Here is a 17,511-nt window from a genome sequence, read left to right on the forward strand (position 1 = left end):
GAAGATGCTCTTCTTCTATCTCGTTGTCTGCTTCGGTAGGTTCCACACTCTTCCCAAGCAGACACTTTCACTCAAACCCGATGTGATCGACTGAGACCCACAGAACATTACCGTCTGGATTATATGTCTCAATATACTCTCCATCGCCCGCCGACATTACTGATCCGCCTCACGCCAGTAGTTTCCCCGTCCATCAGTTGTGACGGGACTGTTATCCTCCTGTGACAATTCATTGAGTCGAGCTGCAATAGTGTCCTCGAACTCTATTATCAAGCTTTCAACGACCTCATCAAACTGGGCTTTGTTGTCTTTGCCATCAGCAAGTTCATTAATAATAGCCGCATCGGATAGTGATTTTCCAGCAGCTTCTGCCGTGTTGTGGGTTTTTTGAGTTGATGAGTCAGTGTTGCTCGTACGAGGGTCAAGAGCAGCGATGTTTGACTCGCCTGCTTCAATCACTGATCGGAGGTAAGCTGATCGTGAGTTGTACCCACTGTCCTCGGCTGCCTCTTCTATCTGTTCCAGCCGATCGCGCTCGAATTGAATGCTGATGCGCTTATGCTCACTCATGATTGTGAATCTAGTTGAGGGAATCTCCAAAGTTCAGATCTATTTTCACTACCATGTGTTCCCACTGTCTTCTCCTGGGTAATATATCTTAATAACTTGATGAAACATACTAGACTAAAGAACATGGAATAAGTATAATACGCTTATTTTTGTAGTGCCTAAGTGAAACAACAAGAAAGAGATAATATAAACGCAAGACAGCGAGCAGATCTCTTTTAATAATATAAAGAGACAACCTAACCCTGTTTCAGTTAAGCACTACAAAAGCGGCTAGGACGTTCTATACAGCAAATTAAAATAAGACTGTATTAGACTGAGTTATGTTTTTATACTTTGCTTATACAAATCTACCCAATGAGCAATAGACAATCCGAGTCTGCGGGAGTAGTCAAATGCTCCGCAGATGGAGTGGTCGTGATCCCAGTCGAGGTACGAGAAGTATTAGGTATCAAAAATAAAGAAGCGTTCCTGCGACTCAACGATATTTCTGTTGCTAAAGTGGTCAACGAGGATGATGATACAAAACTGTCTGATGTGGAAGAAGAGAACGCATAGAGTTGTACGAGTTGATTACGGGCAGTGAACCCATCGCTGAAGGGACTACTGTGAGTAATTAGCGTTTCAGATTCACTCCCAAAGCGATATCCGTAATCCATGGCCTCACTTAGCACTATCTTGTATCGTTAATACACTTCTATACCTTACTAGTGACAATGAGAATTATCATGTCAGCACTACTGAAGTGTGCTATGTCTTCATCAATTAGACTTTGAATCAACTGTCCGTGATCAGCCAGACTGTGCTCCTTGTTCTATCTAATTAGGAGCCATAGAACGGTCGACACCGAATCAGATTTGGCTTCAAGATAGTAGCAAACAGGAGTTGTGACCATTTCAAGACTATAATTAGCCTGTTATAGCTCGATCAGAGGTCGTTGGGATCAGCTTCTCCGGAAAGATACTGTTCACCGATATCGGTGATCTTGTAGTATCCTCGCTTGACGCGTTCGACAAGGCCATGATCGACAAGGATTGAAAGTCGACGGTTCACTTCGCTTCGTGCCTTGTCGATGTTGAATGCGATTACCGAGGGAGATAGGACCAACCCAGATGTTGCTAATGCCTCGAGAATTCGATCGTCGATTGGCATTTGCATCCACGGGGCTGGCTCTCTCACTCAGGCTCTCCTCTGTTCCGCACTACTTTTTCGACCGATATATCAGATCTGATAACTAATTGATGTCCCTAATCTCACTTATTGATGAGATTTTTATATCGGTCTTACATATACTGGGCCGCAAGCCATGATATCACACAGTCACGTCATAATTCGAGTGGCTTTGAGTGGGCCCATTCGTCGAATGAGTTCATCAGCTGCTGAACTACCTCTCACAGGGTCTAATTCCAGGACGATCGCGACGAGGAGACAATGACGCAGAACAGTTCCCCTAACCCGACTGTAGTCAATCCTGAAATAAAATTGGAAGATGTTCGCAAAGACGTAGATGGTAACAGCTGTGAAGGACGTGGACGATCAACTGCATCTGGGCGGGGATACAATGCTGAACGCCTAGCTAACGCTATATTCCATGATTTAGGGCTAATGATTCGATGGTCAGTAAAATCATATGTTGACGCATATATCAGTGGTGAGATATCGTACTATGTCGAGGTCAAGTCCTGCGTAAATCGGTATCAAAGTAAGACCGGGAACTTGGGTAGGTACGGCCAGTTCCGAATCTGGAAGTCTCATCACGATCGGTTGACAGTTGAAAGTTCATATTCTGATTTGAAAACCGCGATTTACTTTTTTGTTGTATATTCAGTCACAGATGGAATAGAGAAGGAAGTAGGGAAACTAATCGCACCTGTCGAGATGGTTGACGATGTCCTTGACAACTGGTCGTCTGAAGATCACGTAACGATGGGAGAACAAAAGACACGTCAGATCTCGTGGCATCTACTTCTGAAGCGATTGGGTGTTTCGACAGATCGATTCAAATCCGAACACATTATCGATCTCACAGATGAGTGACTCAGGACTCACTCCGGTTGCGTTTGACATCGAAACCTCTGGATTCGATGCCGACGCTGTCATCACCGTTGCTGGGTTCGCGCACGGTCTCGGTGAATCGCTTATTCTCAATACTGGCGGCCACAGCGAGGTTGATCGCAACATACTGGTGAGGGCGCTTGATGAGGAGTCAACTGGGACAGCCCAACTCGACATCGTTGCTGACGAGGGCGAACTCCTCGAGGCGGTCGCGTCGTTTGTCACGAACCAACTCGATGGTGACACCCACTACGTGACCGCATTCAACGGTGAGACGTGGAACGGTGGGTTCGATCTCCCCTTTTGTCGAACGCGATTTCTCCAACATGGACTACGATGGCCCTTTGGCGATATTGCGTACGCCGATATGATACAGGTGGTTGACCGCTTCAATACACAAGATCAGACTGATCTCGTTGGGGTGTATGATGTCCTTGTTGGTGAGGAGACGTGCGACCCATTTGACGACAGCGCCGAAGCTGTGGATGCGTTCCAGGCCGGCGACTGGCTTCCACTCTGTAAGCACAATCTGGCCGACATCCAGCGAACCCGGAAGTTGGCTGAACTGGCCGGACAGTTTGTCGCCCAATCGGATTTCAAGATGAAAAATCTACAGCCACCACATCGATGAAGGGTTCACAATGGGAGAGATGGGCCACGAGATGCGGAACGACATACCGATGGTGAGGACAGCTAGGTATCTAACACATCGTCACTAGAAATCGTAGCTGCGTAGTGGCCACTCGCGAACCGTGGTCATGTAGCCGTCCTAGAGAAGTACTTTCACTCCGCTCGCCCGAACTATAAGTCACAGAGTCTCAAATTTTGAGGTGAGGGAGCAGAGCAGGGTCGGTCCCACCGACCGGACCAGCTCCAAGACAGAGTCACACGCTCCCTCTCCCCCTCGAAGTAGCTCGTGAACTCGTGAGAATGACCCCTGATGACCCAGAGACAGTCCGTGGCGACTGCTCGTTCTGCGGCGAAACAGTCACGAGTCGGCACGCAATCATCCACTATGAGACCGCTGGCGGTGACCCTGGCGTATGGGCCGAATGCCCCGGCTGTGGCGAGATCGTTGACCCCACCCATGCTTAGTAAACAGTTCATCCGGCAGATCGTCAGTCTCGAGCCGTCATCGACAACGCACCACGAGTGCCGTTACTGTGGGTACAGCGTGGAGAAGGACATCGATGAGTGTCCACAGTGTGGCTCTCACGAAATTGCGGCCTACGATCTCGAGTAATTGCTGAGGTGGTCACGGTTGGCAGAGAAGGTTCAATACCTTATGTAGCACCCGAACGCTAACATGGCTCCAATTGTTACATAAGGTATGGAGCAGCCGTCACCACCTGCCTCGCTCCCGAAGTATCTCGCAGAGGGGCTCCCCAAACAGGACACGGAAACACTCCATGAGATACGGAACTACGTCGAGGCGCTCATCGAGTATCGCGACCAGTCGGTCGACACTGACGAGCTTCCCGAGGCTGCCGAGCCCGTCGACGAGTCCGATAGCGCAGGAATCGGGACCGTCGTCAAAGAGAAAGTCACCTGTGGCGACGACAGCTGCAAGTGCGCTAGCGGAAATCCCGCGGATATGCACGGTCCGTATCTCTATCGCTACTATCGTGAAAACGGGACGATGAAATCGGAGTACATCGGGAAGCCAGGAGGCGAGTAGGGTGGATCAGGATAGTCGTGGTTCCAACGATCCCAGTCAAATAGACAGTTGCTACTAAAACGACGTTACAGCGCCCGTGAGTCGCGTTCGACGATACTAGCAAACGCGACGTTCTCTTTGACTTGCTCGATCTCGACCGACGGCTCATCACCTGGTTGTCCGCCGGGGACGATCACGACGTAGCCGCGTTCAACCTTCGCAATGCCGTCACCTTGATCACCAGTTGTCTCGATCGTCACGTCCCGGACTTCACCTTCCTCTACGGGAGGACCGTCCGACGTCGGAGTTGGTTCTTGCGCAGCCGATTGGGGTTGCTCTTCCTGAGTCTTCTTGCTTGTCGAGGATTCTGATTTCAAGATCGCGACGCGATACGTTTCGTCGGCAGCAAGCGCGTCGTGTTCGATTTCACTCGCGGGGACATCCACAATATATGAGCCGTCACGTTCTTCGATTTGAGCACTAAACACAGTGCGAAGCGAATCAGAAATTTCGACCATCAGGTATCACGAGTTGTAGCTAGTCAACGTATCTAAATCTCGCGTTTCGCGCTACTCTGAGGTGGTAATCTAGTGTATGCTGAAGAGACCACGCAGATCCCAAACAGAAACTCCTCGAAAGGCTAGCAGGCCAGATCGGTCAATACAGAGGACTCACGAATCGCTCGGCACAGGGTGTCCGAAGTATCACGTCCGATTCGGCAATCCCAAACACTATTATCTAGTACATGAATTATGAATTGTATGTCGAAGGCAGCTGGAGACCCCGAACGCGCCGTCAACGGCCTGCTGTCAGTTGCACAGCTGCTGGAAGAGCCACGACTGGCGCGGCTCTACACCTTCGTGCTCCGGCAAGAGGAGGTCACTATCGACGACATTGTCGATGAATTGGAGATTCCCCGGACGACAGCGTATTCGGATGCCGGCTCGCTCGTTGAGCTCAAGGTCCTCACTCGAGATGAGGGCCAGAAAACACACACGTATTCAGCAGTCCCGATCACTCTCTCGGCAAATCTCGGGGGAGACGAGTATACGATCACGCCGACGCTCATCGAAGCGTTCGGCCGATCGCCTCGGGATCAGGACCTCAATCTCCTCATCGAGAGAGACGGTCTCGGAAAGCTCGCTGCCGCCCTAACGTATGCGATACCGTACGCCAACGGGAACATGTCGGAGCGAGTTGCAGCCCGGGAACTCGACCTTCAGCACGCCTTCGCAATTGCCGTGTTACAGGCACTACGAGACGTCGTCCTCGATATGGAATCGGTCGATCCCTATTTTGACGAGATTCGGGACGCTAATGAGAATCCGACGATTGAAGCCTGACTACGAGAGCGATGAGTGAGCCGTTCAACCCGTTGCAGAATTCGGTGACGTGGATCGCGGATACAGGATTGTTCATCGCGTGTGGTCGCCAACAGAACAACAAGTACACGGCTCTCGAACGCTTTGCTCAACGGAACGATCTCACATTTGTCATTCCGCAGCGAGTCTACGACGAGCTCGGTGGTGCGCCGAGGCGAAGTACGCCGGGACAGACTCCGATCAATAGCGCCATTGATGCCGGTTGGGTTACAGTCGCCGACGAGCCTGACTACACGAACGGCACCGTGTCACAAGTGATGGACGACGTTCGGTCGTACATCGCTCGATCCTCGAAAAGAAGCGAGGATCGGATCGAAAAGGCTGACACCGCGCTTGCTGCGGCCGCAGTTGAAAGGCTCGAAGCGGATAGCGGTCTGGTCTGTATCGTGACGACCGACATCGACGCCGGCGAGGCGGTTGTTGCGACACTCGACGCCCACGGGTTCGAGAATCGTGTGCGGTTCAAAAATGGGTTTGAGCTGATTGACGAGATCACGTAATGGTCAGTCAGCAAGCGCGTTCTATCGGCTGATTCGGCTGTAAATTCACGAAATAAATGTCGTGGCAACTCTTCTATGACACCCTAGGAACAGCATGAGTGGCCCAACAATCTCGTCAAGAGATATGATGGCGAGAACAGTATACCAAGCCCCCACAAATCACCGGTGACAGACGCCTTAATTCCTCTAGAACTCATCCGACAAGCTCCCCAGTAGTTGCTTCTTGGAGGCTCAGCTGACGCGGGCGTCTCCCCATTATCTCAGTCTCGCGTTCAACAAGGGCACCACCAGCGACAGCAGCGTCCTCTCGATAACACGCTCTCGCAGTCACTGCCCACAGCGCTGGCAGCACCTCATCGAGTAACGGCCATGGCTCTGTGAGTTCCAGCAAGACATCGCCAGCGAACCCGATTTCCTTCGGTGGAACTGGTCCATCTGGCCCATGATGACACCGAGCTGTCCGTAACGCTCCGGCCGCGGCGTGGACGTCGTTGCTGACAGTCGGATCACTCACCCATTGCGGGTAGATATCCTGATACCGTTCAGGAAGTTCTCCGTCGTCCCGATCCGTCTCCGCAAACGACAGCTGGAGCCGGTAGCCAGCATCCGTCATCGCGACGATTCCAGTATCAACGAGGTCAGGGAGGTGGTCACGAAGCGAGCGAGCCGACACGCCGGCTCTCTCGGCGAGTGCTGACTGCGTCAGGAATTCTTCAGCGCCCGCGAGTGCCACGAGGGCCTTTCGCGGCGTCGACGACGCATTCCGGAGTACCTGCTCTGGGGACAGTGCTGCGATGATGCGTCGGAGTTCTACAGACCGGATATGTCGCGTCTCGGCTTCCGGCTCTAGCGCTCGGGCGACGCCGTTCGCGATTGCTAGCGGTGACCGACACAGCCCGTGGAGCACCGATACCGCCTCTGGAGTTGTGAGGAGGTTCTTTTTTTCAAGTGCTGTGTCAAGAAGGTCGCGGTACTGGGCTCGACTCGTCGACGTCTGGACGGGGACGCGGACACCGATCTCGGGGGCATCATCCCGGATGTCCCTCGGCGAGACGTTGGATCGAAGCTTCTCAGCGAACACTTCCTGGCGGTCGCCGTAATCAGCAAACAGACACCACGAGCCGATGAGCTCACCGAACGGCTCTGCGGCGTTGACATCGACATCTAGTGACCACCGGAGGACCTCGTCACGATCCTCAAACAGTTGCCGAAACACCGACGCCATCCCGTATTTCGACGCAATCGCCGAGTTGATTCCAACGAACTTCGCGATAGCTGAGAGCTTCTCATCGGCAAAATCGCTCTTGAACCGGGGCATCCGACCGATTCGGAGGATGTCCACGCCGGCGAAGTCCAGTAACCGGGTCATTACGCCAATCACGCCGAGTGACTCAGTGAGAATCTTCGTCCGAAACGCCGTTCGAGAGTTGTACTCGCGGTACTCGCCGTGAGTCATGTCCCGCGTCATCTCGCAAATCTCCTCGAGAACAGCTTGTATGCGGTCGCCAAACTCATCGACATCGTCGACGAGTTCGTCTTCTTCAGCAATCCACCCGAGGCACGCACTGTTCTGTAGGATATTGGGTGCCTCTTGGAGCAGTCGGCGGAAATCACTACTCTCGTCGAGTCGCTCGTCAGTTAGCAGATTGTCCCAGACAAACCCATCACCCAACGAACGAGCAGTACAGACTGCCCACTGCATCGAATTGTCGACTTCGGCGGCCACAGCGAGCCGATCATTTTCCCAGTCCGTGTAGCGGCGGGGAGCTGCTCGATCGTCCCACTCAGAGACCGCCGCATCGACAGTTGCGACGCCATTCTCGGGGGTCGCCGCAACGGCGGCCTGATACGTAGAGCGAGAAAGCGGTTGGATAGTGTGGAGTGCTGGGAGGCGGTCGCGGCTCCAGCCGGTCCCCCCCTCACGTGTGTGCGCGGGTCTAGACTCCACATTGTCGTCAGATTTTCCGGTCCGACTCACAAAATTCTGAAGGGGTTTTTGTCGCGTTCCAGATCGGCCGATTTCTTCGAGGAAAACGCACGCCAGCCGGGCGAATTGCGACTTTGCTCCCGTCGCTGGTCGCGATACGATCCGTCACGAGTTCGTGTTCGCGAAGCTGTCGGAGGTGGTACGCGACGTTGTTCCGAGACTGGTCGGGGTCATCGTACGGGGCAGCCTCGTAGAGCGTCTCGTAGCCAGCTGTCTGGCCAGCTTCCGCACCAATACGGTCGAGGGTTGCGACAACCTCACCGTCCATCTCAAGCGCCTCACATGCAGCCGCGACGTGGTCGTCGACGGTTCCGTGAGCGCGCTGGCCTGTATCGCATTGTGAACTCACATCGAACGCTGCCACGTCCGGGACGTTCCCATCCAGTTCGTCGACATCGATCTCCGGATCGTAACTCCAAGCGAAGCGCCGCATCCAGATGGACGACTCAAACACAATCCGGACGTCCACACCGTGGCCAAGCCAACTGAGCAGCTGGACCATTTGCCGGCGTTGGTCGGCGTGGCCGATCTCCCGGAATGACTCATCGATCCGCACGGTGAGTGTTGGCGTATGTTCTGCGGCTGCGAGCAACGGCTTCACAACTCGGCGAACATCCTCAAGCTCACCAGGAAACCCGATGCCAAGCGGGCCGAACTCCGAGCTCCCAAAGCTCTCGAGCAGTTCGAGCGCCTGCTGATGCTGCTCGGACTCGACGTCTTTACACAGGCTCAACAGCGTCGACGCAACGATCGACCCGTTGAGGCTCTCTGCGTCTGGAAGCGCCTCTCGGTCGACTGTCCCGAGCTGATCGTCGATAATCGATTCAAGCATCTGCCAGGCGGCCCCATCTGCGACACCACCGACGAGTTCGCGCACGGCGAGCGCAATATCGGCTTCGAGGACCCCAACAAGACGCCGCCAGAGTTCACCTGGTCGGCTCTCTTTGTCGAGGCGTACTGTCCCAGACGACACGGCCGGGTACTGCTGAACCACCCAGAGACCCGCGTCCTCATCACAGCGGAGATCTCCAAGCTGACGAGAGCTCTGATCGGTGTTGTTGGATGTCTCTCGATTCGTTGTGTCGAGGTGCTGATCGTCTGCGAAGGCACCTGTAAGCACCTGTACGCCGAGTGGTCGGCCGACGAGATCGCGGTCCCATTCCTCTTCAAGATTGGCGTAGTGGCCAACCTCGTCGAACTCAGCGCCAGCGTTCCGAGTATTCGCGAGAAGCGCCGCCCGTTGCTCAACAGCATTCTCCCACGTGTCAGCTCTTGCTCGACGTCGCAACTGGCCATCTGAATGCTGACTCCCACACCGGGGGCACTCACGAGTGCTAGCAGCGCCACTACTGACGGCATCCTCGATGACCCAGTGTTGGCTACAGTTGGAACAGCCAACGACAGCGAAGCGACTCACGCCGCTGGCACACCTCCATGAGCCGGGTGGTCCTGCATAGTGCGCTCTCCGCGCACGTGCTCGACGCTACGGCCGGAATCGGATAATCGGCCGTCTCAGAGACAGCAGAGAGGGTTATCGGCGAAAGCCGGAGATGACTCTCACCACCGCAACCATTAAGACCACTTCGGAAGAAATGAGGAATAGGAGACTTCCTCGGACAGGTGCCATCCTGTCCCTTCCCAAGCGGCCCCTGCTGCCAACAGGGGAACTCCCCCCCTTTCTAAACATCGCCTAGCCGTGCATACTGCGATGTTGCGCCGGCCTCCGTCTTAATACTCACGGCGAGCGTCAGACATACATACAATTACTGTTATTTTGCCCGGTGTCCGTATTCGGGTGATTTACACACCACTAAAACGGGTAACTGGCAATTATCATGGGTCCCATGTGGGAGCCCTCCGACGAACTCATCCAATCAGCATCCACGCACTCCGATACAGCTGTGAGTTCTGTAGGTAGCCTCAAGCATTTAGCGTCCAAAGGTGTCAATACGAACATGCCGTTTCGGGTACGGGGCGGATGGGAAGTGCGTCATCAACTTGGAGTTCAAGATCGAAGACGGCTGGCGGGCGATCAACGACTACCAAGAGGAGCTGACCGCGCTCGACATCGGCCGGCAGATTGCGGCGGTCGAGCTCGCCGTGCTGGCGAACGAACTCCAGTCACCCGCTGAGACCTTGGACTACTGGATGACGCAGACGCTCTACTCGACTCGGCAGTCTTCGTGGGCTGATGATCGGAAGGCCAGCCCGCAGACGGTCAGCGACCGGGTCCGGTCGGCGAAGGAGAAGCTCGACTTCGAGGAGGCATAATGGCGGAATCTACACGCACTTATGTGAAGGCCCACCTGGCTGAATACAGCACCAACTGAATCACTAATGGCGCTCCTTCCCTTCCGTACCGAGTCAGACACCTACTCGACGTCTGTGACGATGGACGCGAGCACTGTCGGTGATACGACGGTGACGGCAGCCGTGTATGCCTCCCGGGAGCTCGAACCGGCGATTCTGGAGGCGATCTACGACCACGGGAGTGGCATCGAATTCAAACCGTTCTACAACAAGGCGAACGACTACGAACACGCCGTCCGCCGAGACTTCACCGAAGCCGTCCTGCAGGAATTTCCGGAGCACATCCGTGTGTTCTCCCACCGCCAGAGCCTGGATGGGAACGAGGACACCCAGCAGGTCGAAGCGGTCCACTCCGCGATCCACGTCCACGACATCTTGAACACGGTCGCCGAGCCCCCCGCGGTAATCGTCGATGGGAACGAACAGCAGGCCAAACCGTTCGTCGCCGCACTCGGAGGGCTGCGAGACGATCGCCCGCTGGTGGCTCACTGCCAGAAGTCGGAGTTCTACTACCCGGCGGCACTTCTCGCCGACTTGGTCTCGAACCACCTCGCCCACCGGATTAACAGCACAGACACGATGCCGCGGGCAGGGGAGCTCGTCATCCCGGCCCCACGGGCGAAGCACCATCGTGGCCAGGACTGGGGGCAGGCTATCAGCGCGACCTATCGGAACTCGCCTGAGTACACCCCTCCGACGCTCCCGGCGCTTCGAGGCAACACTGTCCGAGAGCGAGTCAATTGCTGGTACGAGGGTGCCGTCATGCCGCATGAGGGTGTGGACGAGCCGATGTCAGACTCCGTTACGCGGGTGGTCAACGCTCTCCAGCGGAACGGCTACGATGACCTCGCTGAGAAACTCCGAGAGTTGTAACTGCTGAAGTTGGAATAGCGCCATTTCCCGCCCCCACGTCCGTCGAGGGACATGGTCGAACGGGCTCAACACGCTGGCGCGCAGCGCTCACTTACTACTACTACCGGCCGCGGTGATAAACCTTCACCATAACTAATGCGAGACGACGACGGTAACAAATCCACAGTCAGACAGTGATGATCCGATGAAGGCACCCACGTTCTTCGGTGTGGCTTATCTTGGACACGGTTCTGACCGATAGATCTCCAAAACTATACGCCCATTCTATAGATTGCGTATGTCTTGACTCGTGCTAGAGAACTTGACTCTAGTGTTCTTGTCACTCTCAACTGATCACCGTCGTTGCGAGCGAGAGACTCGATAGACGATTCAGGACTTATCGCCACGCTCAAACACGGCGGCAAAGTCGTCAAGAAACTCCTGGGGTGATCGCTCATCACCACGAGACGGGAGGGGTGCTTCCCAACATTCGATCTCGAGTGTGCGCGCATTCGACACCGACTCCGGCTCAGTTACCACATTGAAGATGCCGGTGCGATAGATAGCCAGTAGTCGCTGATCGTGAACACCGACGTGGTCAATACCAGCCCGATTCAGGACTGCTGGAACGTCAGTCGGCCCAGATAGCGAGATAGAGGCGCTTGGAGACGCCGAGTCGCTCATACGGTAGCTTCGTCCATCGCACCGATAAAGACCAGCCTCGAAGAAGGTCCGGATACAGTATCTAGTCAATTCCCGTGGCCGGTCTGTCGTCTCCCAACGGGTACGGGTGTGGGTACCGGCTACCCACCACTTGAACGAGTATGGAAGGATGTCCCGGAATCAAAGCTGGTGAGTTCAGTGATACGCTGCTCCAGTTCTTCGATTTCAGCTTGGAGCTCGGTTGTGTCTTCGTCGGCACCAGCCAACTGGTCTTTGAGCCCTTGGAGACGTGTTTCTTTCATCTCTTCGTCGACGTCTGCTTTCCGAACATACTCGCTTTCCTCGATATCGTACACATCGGATTCAGAGAGTGACGTTACCTCCAACGCATCGTCGAGTTTGCTCGTATCGACGCTCATCACCCGCTCGGGGTCGATCCCCTCCGCCTCCAGTAGCTCAACGACCGTGTCGTCATCTTTGAGTGTTCGATTTTGGCGGACAGTCCGCTGAACGGAGCCGTATTGACCACTCACGGGTTGATCGTGATGGAGGCGGTCAAGCAAGACGCCACGAACCTCTTGCCGAAGGTCGTTGGCATTGCGCTGGACATCTGACAGCAGCGTATAGAGGTTCACAAGCGTCGGCACGTCTAATTCGGTGAGTGACGTCATGTCGTGCTGCTCGAGCGCATCGATCAACAGGAGCGCGTCTGCGTACACCGGGATATCGGGCTCTTCTCGTGGGCCATCGTCGTGTTCGACCGTGTGCGCATCGACAAGTGGCGACGCTGTTGGCGTCTCGCTTTCAGAGAGGGTGCCGTCCCGGTCATCGATAGTGAATCGCGGATGGAGACTCATGACGGTGGCATACGGTTCAGCTCCGGCTGGGAGGCGATCGAGATCGAACGACCCAGTCGCATCGTCAACGCGCTCAAACAGCGTCTCGAACTGCTCCCGCTGGAGCGGGACGGTCTCACTGTCGGCCTGATACTCGATCAGCACTCGGTGTTGCTGGACGTCGGTAATCTGAAACGGTTTCTGAGAGACCGGGGTGAGGAGTGTGGCGTCTGCTGAAAGTTCCTCCACGTTGTCGAGGAGGTTGTCCCACGTCACTCGAAACGACATACTGGCGATTCAGTACTGCGAGACAAAAGTATGCGGGCGTGAGTGATAGCTCTTTCCGTAATTAACCAACAGATAGCGGCAGAAGCGCCAGTCTGTTGGTTAAGATCTCTCGAGCCTAGTGTCACAGCCGACGATAAGTACGGAGTGGGCAGCCCGCCACTATGATCTCTCACAACGTACTTTTCTGAAATGGTGTATAGGAGATCGACGATCTGCTCATGATCGTGGGAGTTTGGAATATCGGCGTAGTATGTGAGTTTCATGACGCTTCAGTCCTCCTGCTTATCGACTGCGCCCCAGTCAGCGAGTCGGCTCTCGACTTCCTTGAGGCGTTCAGTCACCATCGGCGCTCCTTCGAGAGGAGTATCAACTTCAAGCGCCGTTCGGTATAATTCTACAGTCAGTTCTAGCTCTTCAGTCGTTAGCTGTGCCGTGTCATCAAGCCAGTAGCTATCTGCGAGTTTCTTGTACGCATAGGGATCCTCCGGGTACGCTTCGATGAGTGCTTCGAGCTCGGCCCTGCTGTCGGCTATTCTATCCAGTTCCACGAATGAATCGGCGACAAAGTGGTGAAAGTCAAGCAGGAACTCGTCATCAGCGTCCGGGAACTGCTCGCAGACCTCCTGACAGAATTCGAGGCGTTTCTCATGATACGCCGAATTATCCTCAGCCACGCTGGCAAGATCGCTATCAAGCGAGCGAATGAAGGCCTCAAGAGAGAGAAATGCCGGGAGGCGTTGATCTGCTGCTTCGATAGTTGTGAGATCGTCTGGCGTTACAGCGACTGTGTACTCCCAAGCAGTAAGCCATCGGTCACAGGCCTCAACATCGTTTCCCTTCTCTCGGAGGTCGCGTCCCTCCTCTATGAAGTCGTAGATCCGTTCTGTGTTTGGGATATCCGGTATCCAGCGCTTCCAGAGTACCTGTGCCGCCATCCAAATAAAGTCTTGATCGTAGCCTGTGGCATCAACCTCGTATTCGGCTTCCCACTGCTCAGAGAGCGCAGTCGCCGAATTGTGGTTTTCCACCCGCTTCTGAAACGCAGTCTCGTTCGTTTCGATACCGTGGTCTGCGAGTTTCACGGTGATCTCGTCCGTAGAGAGGGCTTTGACGTCGCTGAGTTCCCACGCATCAGCAGGATAGATACCGTTTGATGTATCGTCTGTTTGTTGCTCACGTTGGATGGGTTGGCTGGCATCCGCGTCTGTGTCGTTGCCACTCTCATCTACGCCGTGTTCCTCACCGTATTGCTCGACACGTTTCCGGTCAATCCGGCTCAGTTCGTCACGTTCGTGGGCCTCATAGAGATGTTCACGGAGCGCAGCCTCTTTCTCGAAGGTTTGTTCGCAGTAGTGACAGTCGCTCATTAATCGAGAGCTATACATACGGGTGGAAAAAGTACCAGGTCTCAACAGGATATTCGTGACGAACAACCAGATAACTTGAGCTGTCGGCTCCATCAAAGGGCCGACCTTACCAAGTGATTCGAACACTTTCGCGCTAATCGCTTGGTAAGCCAAGGAACATAGTACAAGATCGCAACACAGAATTCGTCGTGTATCTCGAAGGAGGACGCCGGCGCTAGTCTTGGGGGTAGACGATCTTGTGCGCCGCATTCTCAACGATATTCGCTTTCGGTTATGTTATATCGCACCTCTATTGAGCAAAGTCGGCCCTAAAGGGTCACCGAGAGTGAGATACACGTTTGGCTGATGTGCTGTTCACCTAGCCGAAATTAGATTAGACTCGTCTGCGAACGATGGAACATGAGGGTCGACGAGGAAACCATCCGAAATCGGAGCACGGACGCCGTGTTCGATCGGGGTGAAACGTACCGCAAGGAGGGACGTATCCAACAGCTTGACCGGTTCGAAAACCTCGTTACCGCGGCTGTCAGCGGGTCGAAACTGTACGACGTGACGATAAAGTTCGGTGGGCGCAGTCTCGATACGAAGTGCACCTGTCCGTACGACGGGAGCGGCGACTGCAAACACGTTGTCGCCGTGTTGCTGGATATCGCTGCTGGTCCGCCGGAAGACGAGAGCAAAGGCGTCGAGGAAGTTCTCGACGACGTGTCGGCCGACGACTTGCGTGGGTTCGTCCGTGACGTACTCGCCGAACACGCAGAGTTTCGCGAGCGGTTTCTCGCACTGTTCGGCGACGATCACAAGTCAGTTGAGGAGTATCGCGAGGAGATAGCACAACTGTTCGAACAACATGCTGACCCGGTCGTGTTCGAGGCAATCGATTTCTCCCGGTTTTTCGATATCGCCGAGCAGTACCGCGATCGGGACCGGAATCTGGCCGCTGCGACGGTGTATCAGGCCATATTCGAGGAAGTCGATGAGAAATCGAACTGGATCGACGGGGCCTACAACCACTACGCGAAAACCATCCAGACCGCACTCGACGGATACGCCGACTGCGTCCTCGCGACCGATCCGACTCCCGAAGAGTTCGACACGTACGCTGGCGTGCTGGAGAGGCGAGCGACGACAGAGCCACCGATCAACGACGAGCAGTTCTGGCGTGCACTCGACGATCTGGAGGAACGATACGAACAGTGATGGCGTCGAACTCTCGGCATCGGAAAATATTGATATCGCCCTGATATACCGTCTCGTAATGACTGACATCGACCAGTACAAGACCTATCGGGAAGTCGGGACGCAATTGAACAGCGACATCATGGAGGCGTACTCCGACCGCGAGCTGATCGTCGAATCCGCATCGGAACTGGACATCGGATTTGACGGACTGAACCTGGCCTACGAGTTCGAGTCCCAGATGGTGGCTCACTTCGAGTTCGCACTGTACGAATACCGCCGGGACAAGACCACCACGGCGGAACGCTACCTCGAAGCGGAGCGCTGGGAGAGTAAAACCGAACGGGACATTCTCGAAGCCACAGTCGACGCTGACCTCTCCCTGTTCGAGGTCGAATCCATCAGGGAGTCAGAGCCCCGTTTGACGGTAACCGACTTGTTGAACGACCGCGAAGAACTCACGCTTTTGGACGTCAACCTCAGCCGAACCGCAGAGCCGGGGGTCGTGCTGTTTTTCAGACCCGTTCGCTACGACGAGTTCACAACGACCTCGGGTGTCTCGTTTCCGTTCCCCGGCGAGGAGAAGGGCCAACTGCTGGACGAGCACGGCCGCAAGATAGATCCTGACGCGTCGAAATCGGTTTCCCGGCAGCGGTTCGTCACGTTCCACGACTTGTATCGTGACCACGGCATCCACATTCAGTACCGGTGATCAACAATGAGCGAGCCAGCAGACCGATTCGTCATCGAGATCGGAATCGGAACGGTCGCGCATATCATCGATATGGACGCCGGCCAAGACGGAACGGACTCTCGCTTCTCACTCGGAGTCAGTGGTCCCGGCGAGAAGATGTGTAGTCGAGGGAACCGCCATCCAGGAGACAAACGAGTCCCATTTGCGGAGTTTGCCTCCCACCACGATATCAATAAAACGGACTTCGAGGGCGACGCACCGGACGAAATCTGCTCGTATTGCTGGTCGAATACACGCGGCGCACTGGCGGACGAACAGGAGCGGGCTGACAACAACGTCTCCGAGAAGATCGGATCCGTCGGGTATCGGCTCCGGTGGAAGCAGAAGGGTCGAGCGCGAGACGAGTGGTACGATATCGTCGTCAGACCCGAGACGACGATGGCAGACCTGGACAGACTCGTGTGTCGGTTCACCACGCTCGATGACTTCCACCTCCGGATGTACGGGCTCGAAGGCGAGTACTTAGACTCCAGCCTCAGAGTGCTTCCCAACCACCAGTACGAGGAAGCGGGTGACCGGACGTATACGAGAGCGAGCGAAATGACGATTACGGACGTCGCCGAACGGGCCCGACTCGGTGAGGGCGACAGACTCAGTCTGGTCTATGACTTCGGGACGCCCTCGCACTACTACTGCATCGTCAAGGAGGTCTACGAACCAGACAGACTTGACGAGGTGCTCGACGGCGACAACGCGATCACGTCGACCGGTACGGCTGCGATCGTCACGGAGAAGCGACCGTGACACAGGAGACAAACAAAGAGCGGAACAAACGCATTCGGAGGGAGATACTGACCGACGCCTACACCGCGAGTGAGCGGGCGATTAGCTGGTGCTACTACCTCGAATGCGAGATGACGTTCCCCTTCCAGGCGCGGTGTGTCGAAGAGAGAGGGATCTCACCGCTACGCGAGGTCGAAAAAGTGCCTGTCGTTGGGATGACGGACGAAGTCGTCAGTAGTCGTGAGATGTTCGTCCTCGTTGAGTGGATGGACAGAGAGTTCGGTGTCCCGTTATCACAACTCGAAGTGCTCGACGTCGATCAGGACACTCGGGACGCAGTCGACGACTGGCACTACTGGAACGGCGACGGCGACCGATTGGGCTGAGTGCG

Annotated in this window: 21 protein-coding genes and 1 pseudogene; 14 read left to right on the forward strand and 8 right to left on the reverse strand. The window is 55.1% G+C overall.

Annotation, left to right across the window (positions count from 1 at the left end; translation table 11 throughout):
• Positions 1-156 precede the first annotated feature (156 nt).
• Positions 157-570, reverse strand: coding sequence for a ribbon-helix-helix domain-containing protein (locus ACFQEU_RS00770; RefSeq protein ID WP_379778269.1), 414 nt, complete (start codon positions 568-570; stop codon positions 157-159).
• Positions 571-924: 354 nt separating this feature from the next.
• Between ACFQEU_RS00770 and ACFQEU_RS00775 the strand changes: the two genes are divergently transcribed.
• The gene (locus ACFQEU_RS00775; RefSeq protein WP_379778271.1) at positions 925-1,125 is read left to right on the forward strand and encodes a hypothetical protein; all 201 of its coding nucleotides are present in this window, start codon (positions 925-927) and stop codon (positions 1,123-1,125) included.
• A 369-nt stretch (positions 1,126-1,494) separates the two neighbouring features.
• Here the strand turns inward: ACFQEU_RS00775 and ACFQEU_RS00780 are convergent, their stop codons facing one another.
• On the reverse strand, positions 1,495-1,725 hold the full coding sequence (locus tag ACFQEU_RS00780; protein WP_379778307.1) for a winged helix-turn-helix domain-containing protein: 231 nt from the start codon (positions 1,723-1,725) through the stop codon (positions 1,495-1,497).
• A 273-nt stretch (positions 1,726-1,998) separates the two neighbouring features.
• Between ACFQEU_RS00780 and ACFQEU_RS00785 the strand changes: the two genes are divergently transcribed.
• The 4 genes from ACFQEU_RS00785 to ACFQEU_RS00795 all read left to right on the forward strand — a co-directional run bounded on the left by ACFQEU_RS00785 (position 1,999) and on the right by ACFQEU_RS00795 (position 4,300).
• Positions 1,999-2,604 (forward strand): hypothetical protein, encoded by a 606-nt coding sequence (locus ACFQEU_RS00785; protein ID WP_379778273.1) that lies wholly within the window; start codon positions 1,999-2,001, stop codon positions 2,602-2,604.
• Entirely contained in the window at positions 2,597-3,253 is a 657-nt protein-coding gene (locus ACFQEU_RS00790; protein WP_379778275.1) for a hypothetical protein, read from the forward strand. The genes ACFQEU_RS00785 and ACFQEU_RS00790 overlap by 8 nt, the downstream gene beginning before the upstream one ends.
• Before the next feature lie 299 nt (positions 3,254-3,552).
• Positions 3,553-3,717, forward strand: a complete 165-nt coding sequence (locus ACFQEU_RS18220) for a DUF7837 family putative zinc-binding protein (protein WP_449405244.1) — start codon at positions 3,553-3,555, stop codon at positions 3,715-3,717.
• A gap of 235 nt (positions 3,718-3,952) precedes the next feature.
• Positions 3,953-4,300, forward strand: a complete 348-nt coding sequence (locus ACFQEU_RS00795; protein WP_209487304.1) for a DUF6788 family protein — start codon at positions 3,953-3,955, stop codon at positions 4,298-4,300.
• Between the two features lie 65 nt (positions 4,301-4,365).
• On the opposite strand, the gene ACFQEU_RS00800 is transcribed toward ACFQEU_RS00795, so the two are convergent.
• A complete protein-coding gene (locus ACFQEU_RS00800) occupies positions 4,366-4,797 on the reverse strand; it encodes a TRAM domain-containing protein (protein WP_209487306.1) in 432 nt (143 codons plus the stop codon).
• A 243-nt stretch (positions 4,798-5,040) separates the two neighbouring features.
• Here ACFQEU_RS00800 and ACFQEU_RS00805 point away from each other — a divergent pair, with 243 nt between their 5' ends.
• On the forward strand, positions 5,041-5,622 hold the full coding sequence (locus ACFQEU_RS00805; RefSeq protein WP_209487308.1) for a DUF7437 domain-containing protein: 582 nt from the start codon (positions 5,041-5,043) through the stop codon (positions 5,620-5,622).
• A gap of 11 nt (positions 5,623-5,633) precedes the next feature.
• Positions 5,634-6,161 carry a hypothetical protein gene (locus ACFQEU_RS00810; RefSeq protein ID WP_094521150.1) on the forward strand — a complete coding sequence of 176 codons (528 nt, stop codon included), beginning with the start codon at positions 5,634-5,636 and terminating at the stop codon, positions 6,159-6,161.
• 193 nt (positions 6,162-6,354) lie between these two features.
• Here the strand turns inward: ACFQEU_RS00810 and ACFQEU_RS00815 are convergent, their stop codons facing one another.
• A complete protein-coding gene (locus tag ACFQEU_RS00815; protein ID WP_245202886.1) occupies positions 6,355-7,887 on the reverse strand; it encodes a hypothetical protein in 1,533 nt (510 codons plus the stop codon).
• A 229-nt stretch (positions 7,888-8,116) separates the two neighbouring features.
• Positions 8,117-8,881, reverse strand: a complete 765-nt coding sequence (locus ACFQEU_RS00820; RefSeq protein WP_379778309.1) for a hypothetical protein — start codon at positions 8,879-8,881, stop codon at positions 8,117-8,119.
• On the opposite strand from ACFQEU_RS00820, the gene ACFQEU_RS00825 reads away from it, so the two are divergent.
• Positions 8,846-9,448, forward strand: coding sequence for a hypothetical protein (locus ACFQEU_RS00825; RefSeq protein WP_379778311.1), 603 nt, complete (start codon positions 8,846-8,848; stop codon positions 9,446-9,448). The two genes, ACFQEU_RS00820 and ACFQEU_RS00825, sit on opposite strands and share 36 nt — an antisense overlap.
• Here ACFQEU_RS00825 and ACFQEU_RS00830 read toward each other — a convergent pair.
• Positions 9,431-9,565: pseudogene (locus ACFQEU_RS00830) on the reverse strand (DUF5817 domain-containing protein); the annotation flags it as partial. The gene ACFQEU_RS00825 and the pseudogene ACFQEU_RS00830 overlap by 18 nt on opposite strands.
• Positions 9,566-10,089: 524 nt before the next feature.
• Between ACFQEU_RS00830 and ACFQEU_RS00835 the strand changes: the two are divergent.
• Together ACFQEU_RS00835 and ACFQEU_RS00840 are read left to right on the forward strand one after the other, a co-directional pair.
• Positions 10,090-10,419 (forward strand): hypothetical protein, encoded by a 330-nt coding sequence (locus ACFQEU_RS00835; protein WP_379778278.1) that lies wholly within the window; start codon positions 10,090-10,092, stop codon positions 10,417-10,419.
• Between the two features lie 120 nt (positions 10,420-10,539).
• Positions 10,540-11,331 carry a hypothetical protein gene (locus ACFQEU_RS00840; protein ID WP_149784125.1) on the forward strand — a complete coding sequence of 264 codons (792 nt, stop codon included), beginning with the start codon at positions 10,540-10,542 and terminating at the stop codon, positions 11,329-11,331.
• A gap of 782 nt (positions 11,332-12,113) precedes the next feature.
• Here the strand turns inward: ACFQEU_RS00840 and ACFQEU_RS00845 are convergent.
• A complete protein-coding gene (locus tag ACFQEU_RS00845) occupies positions 12,114-13,097 on the reverse strand; it encodes a DUF7983 family protein (protein ID WP_379778280.1) in 984 nt (327 codons plus the stop codon).
• Positions 13,098-13,366: 269 nt separating this feature from the next.
• Positions 13,367-14,464, reverse strand: a complete 1,098-nt coding sequence (locus ACFQEU_RS00850) for a tetratricopeptide repeat protein (protein WP_379778282.1) — start codon at positions 14,462-14,464, stop codon at positions 13,367-13,369.
• Between the two features lie 399 nt (positions 14,465-14,863).
• Between ACFQEU_RS00850 and ACFQEU_RS00855 the strand changes: the two genes are divergently transcribed.
• Genes ACFQEU_RS00855 through ACFQEU_RS00870 form a run of 4 tightly spaced genes read left to right on the forward strand, consistent with a single transcriptional unit; the run spans position 14,864 to position 17,506 of the window.
• Positions 14,864-15,664, forward strand: a complete 801-nt coding sequence (locus ACFQEU_RS00855; protein WP_379778284.1) for an SWIM zinc finger family protein — start codon at positions 14,864-14,866, stop codon at positions 15,662-15,664.
• Between the two features lie 58 nt (positions 15,665-15,722).
• A complete protein-coding gene (locus tag ACFQEU_RS00860) occupies positions 15,723-16,355 on the forward strand; it encodes a DUF7986 domain-containing protein (protein WP_379778286.1) in 633 nt (210 codons plus the stop codon).
• 6 nt (positions 16,356-16,361) lie between these two features.
• The gene (locus ACFQEU_RS00865) at positions 16,362-17,141 is read left to right on the forward strand and encodes a hypothetical protein (RefSeq protein ID WP_379778288.1); all 780 of its coding nucleotides are present in this window, start codon (positions 16,362-16,364) and stop codon (positions 17,139-17,141) included.
• The gene (locus ACFQEU_RS00870; protein WP_007997470.1) at positions 17,138-17,506 is read left to right on the forward strand and encodes a calcium-binding protein; all 369 of its coding nucleotides are present in this window, start codon (positions 17,138-17,140) and stop codon (positions 17,504-17,506) included. The genes ACFQEU_RS00865 and ACFQEU_RS00870 overlap by 4 nt, the downstream gene beginning before the upstream one ends.
• Positions 17,507-17,511 lie beyond the last annotated feature (5 nt).

The organism is Halorubrum tibetense, from assembly GCF_042661865.1.
Lineage (GTDB): Archaea > Halobacteriota > Halobacteria > Halobacteriales > Haloferacaceae > Halorubrum > Halorubrum tibetense.

Coding starts and splice junctions, on each gene's coding strand:
- ACFQEU_RS00840 (WP_149784125.1), top strand. CDS start 10,540: ATGGACGCGAGCACTGTCGGTGATACGACGGTGACGGCAGCCGTGTAT.
- ACFQEU_RS00770 (WP_379778269.1), bottom strand. CDS start 570: ATGAGTGAGCATAAGCGCATCAGCATTCAATTCGAGCGCGATCGGCTG.
- ACFQEU_RS00825 (WP_379778311.1), top strand. CDS start 8,846: ATGCTGCTCGGACTCGACGTCTTTACACAGGCTCAACAGCGTCGACGC.
- ACFQEU_RS00795 (WP_209487304.1), top strand. CDS start 3,953: ATGGAGCAGCCGTCACCACCTGCCTCGCTCCCGAAGTATCTCGCAGAG.
- ACFQEU_RS00860 (WP_379778286.1), top strand. CDS start 15,723: ATGACTGACATCGACCAGTACAAGACCTATCGGGAAGTCGGGACGCAA.
- ACFQEU_RS00800 (WP_209487306.1), bottom strand. CDS start 4,797: ATGGTCGAAATTTCTGATTCGCTTCGCACTGTGTTTAGTGCTCAAATC.
- ACFQEU_RS00845 (WP_379778280.1), bottom strand. CDS start 13,097: ATGTCGTTTCGAGTGACGTGGGACAACCTCCTCGACAACGTGGAGGAA.
- ACFQEU_RS18220 (WP_449405244.1), top strand. CDS start 3,553: ATGACCCCTGATGACCCAGAGACAGTCCGTGGCGACTGCTCGTTCTGC.
- ACFQEU_RS00865 (WP_379778288.1), top strand. CDS start 16,362: ATGAGCGAGCCAGCAGACCGATTCGTCATCGAGATCGGAATCGGAACG.
- ACFQEU_RS00780 (WP_379778307.1), bottom strand. CDS start 1,725: ATGCAAATGCCAATCGACGATCGAATTCTCGAGGCATTAGCAACATCT.
- ACFQEU_RS00850 (WP_379778282.1), bottom strand. CDS start 14,464: ATGAGCGACTGTCACTACTGCGAACAAACCTTCGAGAAAGAGGCTGCG.
- ACFQEU_RS00805 (WP_209487308.1), top strand. CDS start 5,041: ATGTCGAAGGCAGCTGGAGACCCCGAACGCGCCGTCAACGGCCTGCTG.
- ACFQEU_RS00775 (WP_379778271.1), top strand. CDS start 925: ATGAGCAATAGACAATCCGAGTCTGCGGGAGTAGTCAAATGCTCCGCA.
- ACFQEU_RS00855 (WP_379778284.1), top strand. CDS start 14,864: ATGAGGGTCGACGAGGAAACCATCCGAAATCGGAGCACGGACGCCGTG.
- ACFQEU_RS00790 (WP_379778275.1), top strand. CDS start 2,597: ATGAGTGACTCAGGACTCACTCCGGTTGCGTTTGACATCGAAACCTCT.
- ACFQEU_RS00785 (WP_379778273.1), top strand. CDS start 1,999: ATGACGCAGAACAGTTCCCCTAACCCGACTGTAGTCAATCCTGAAATA.
- ACFQEU_RS00810 (WP_094521150.1), top strand. CDS start 5,634: ATGAGTGAGCCGTTCAACCCGTTGCAGAATTCGGTGACGTGGATCGCG.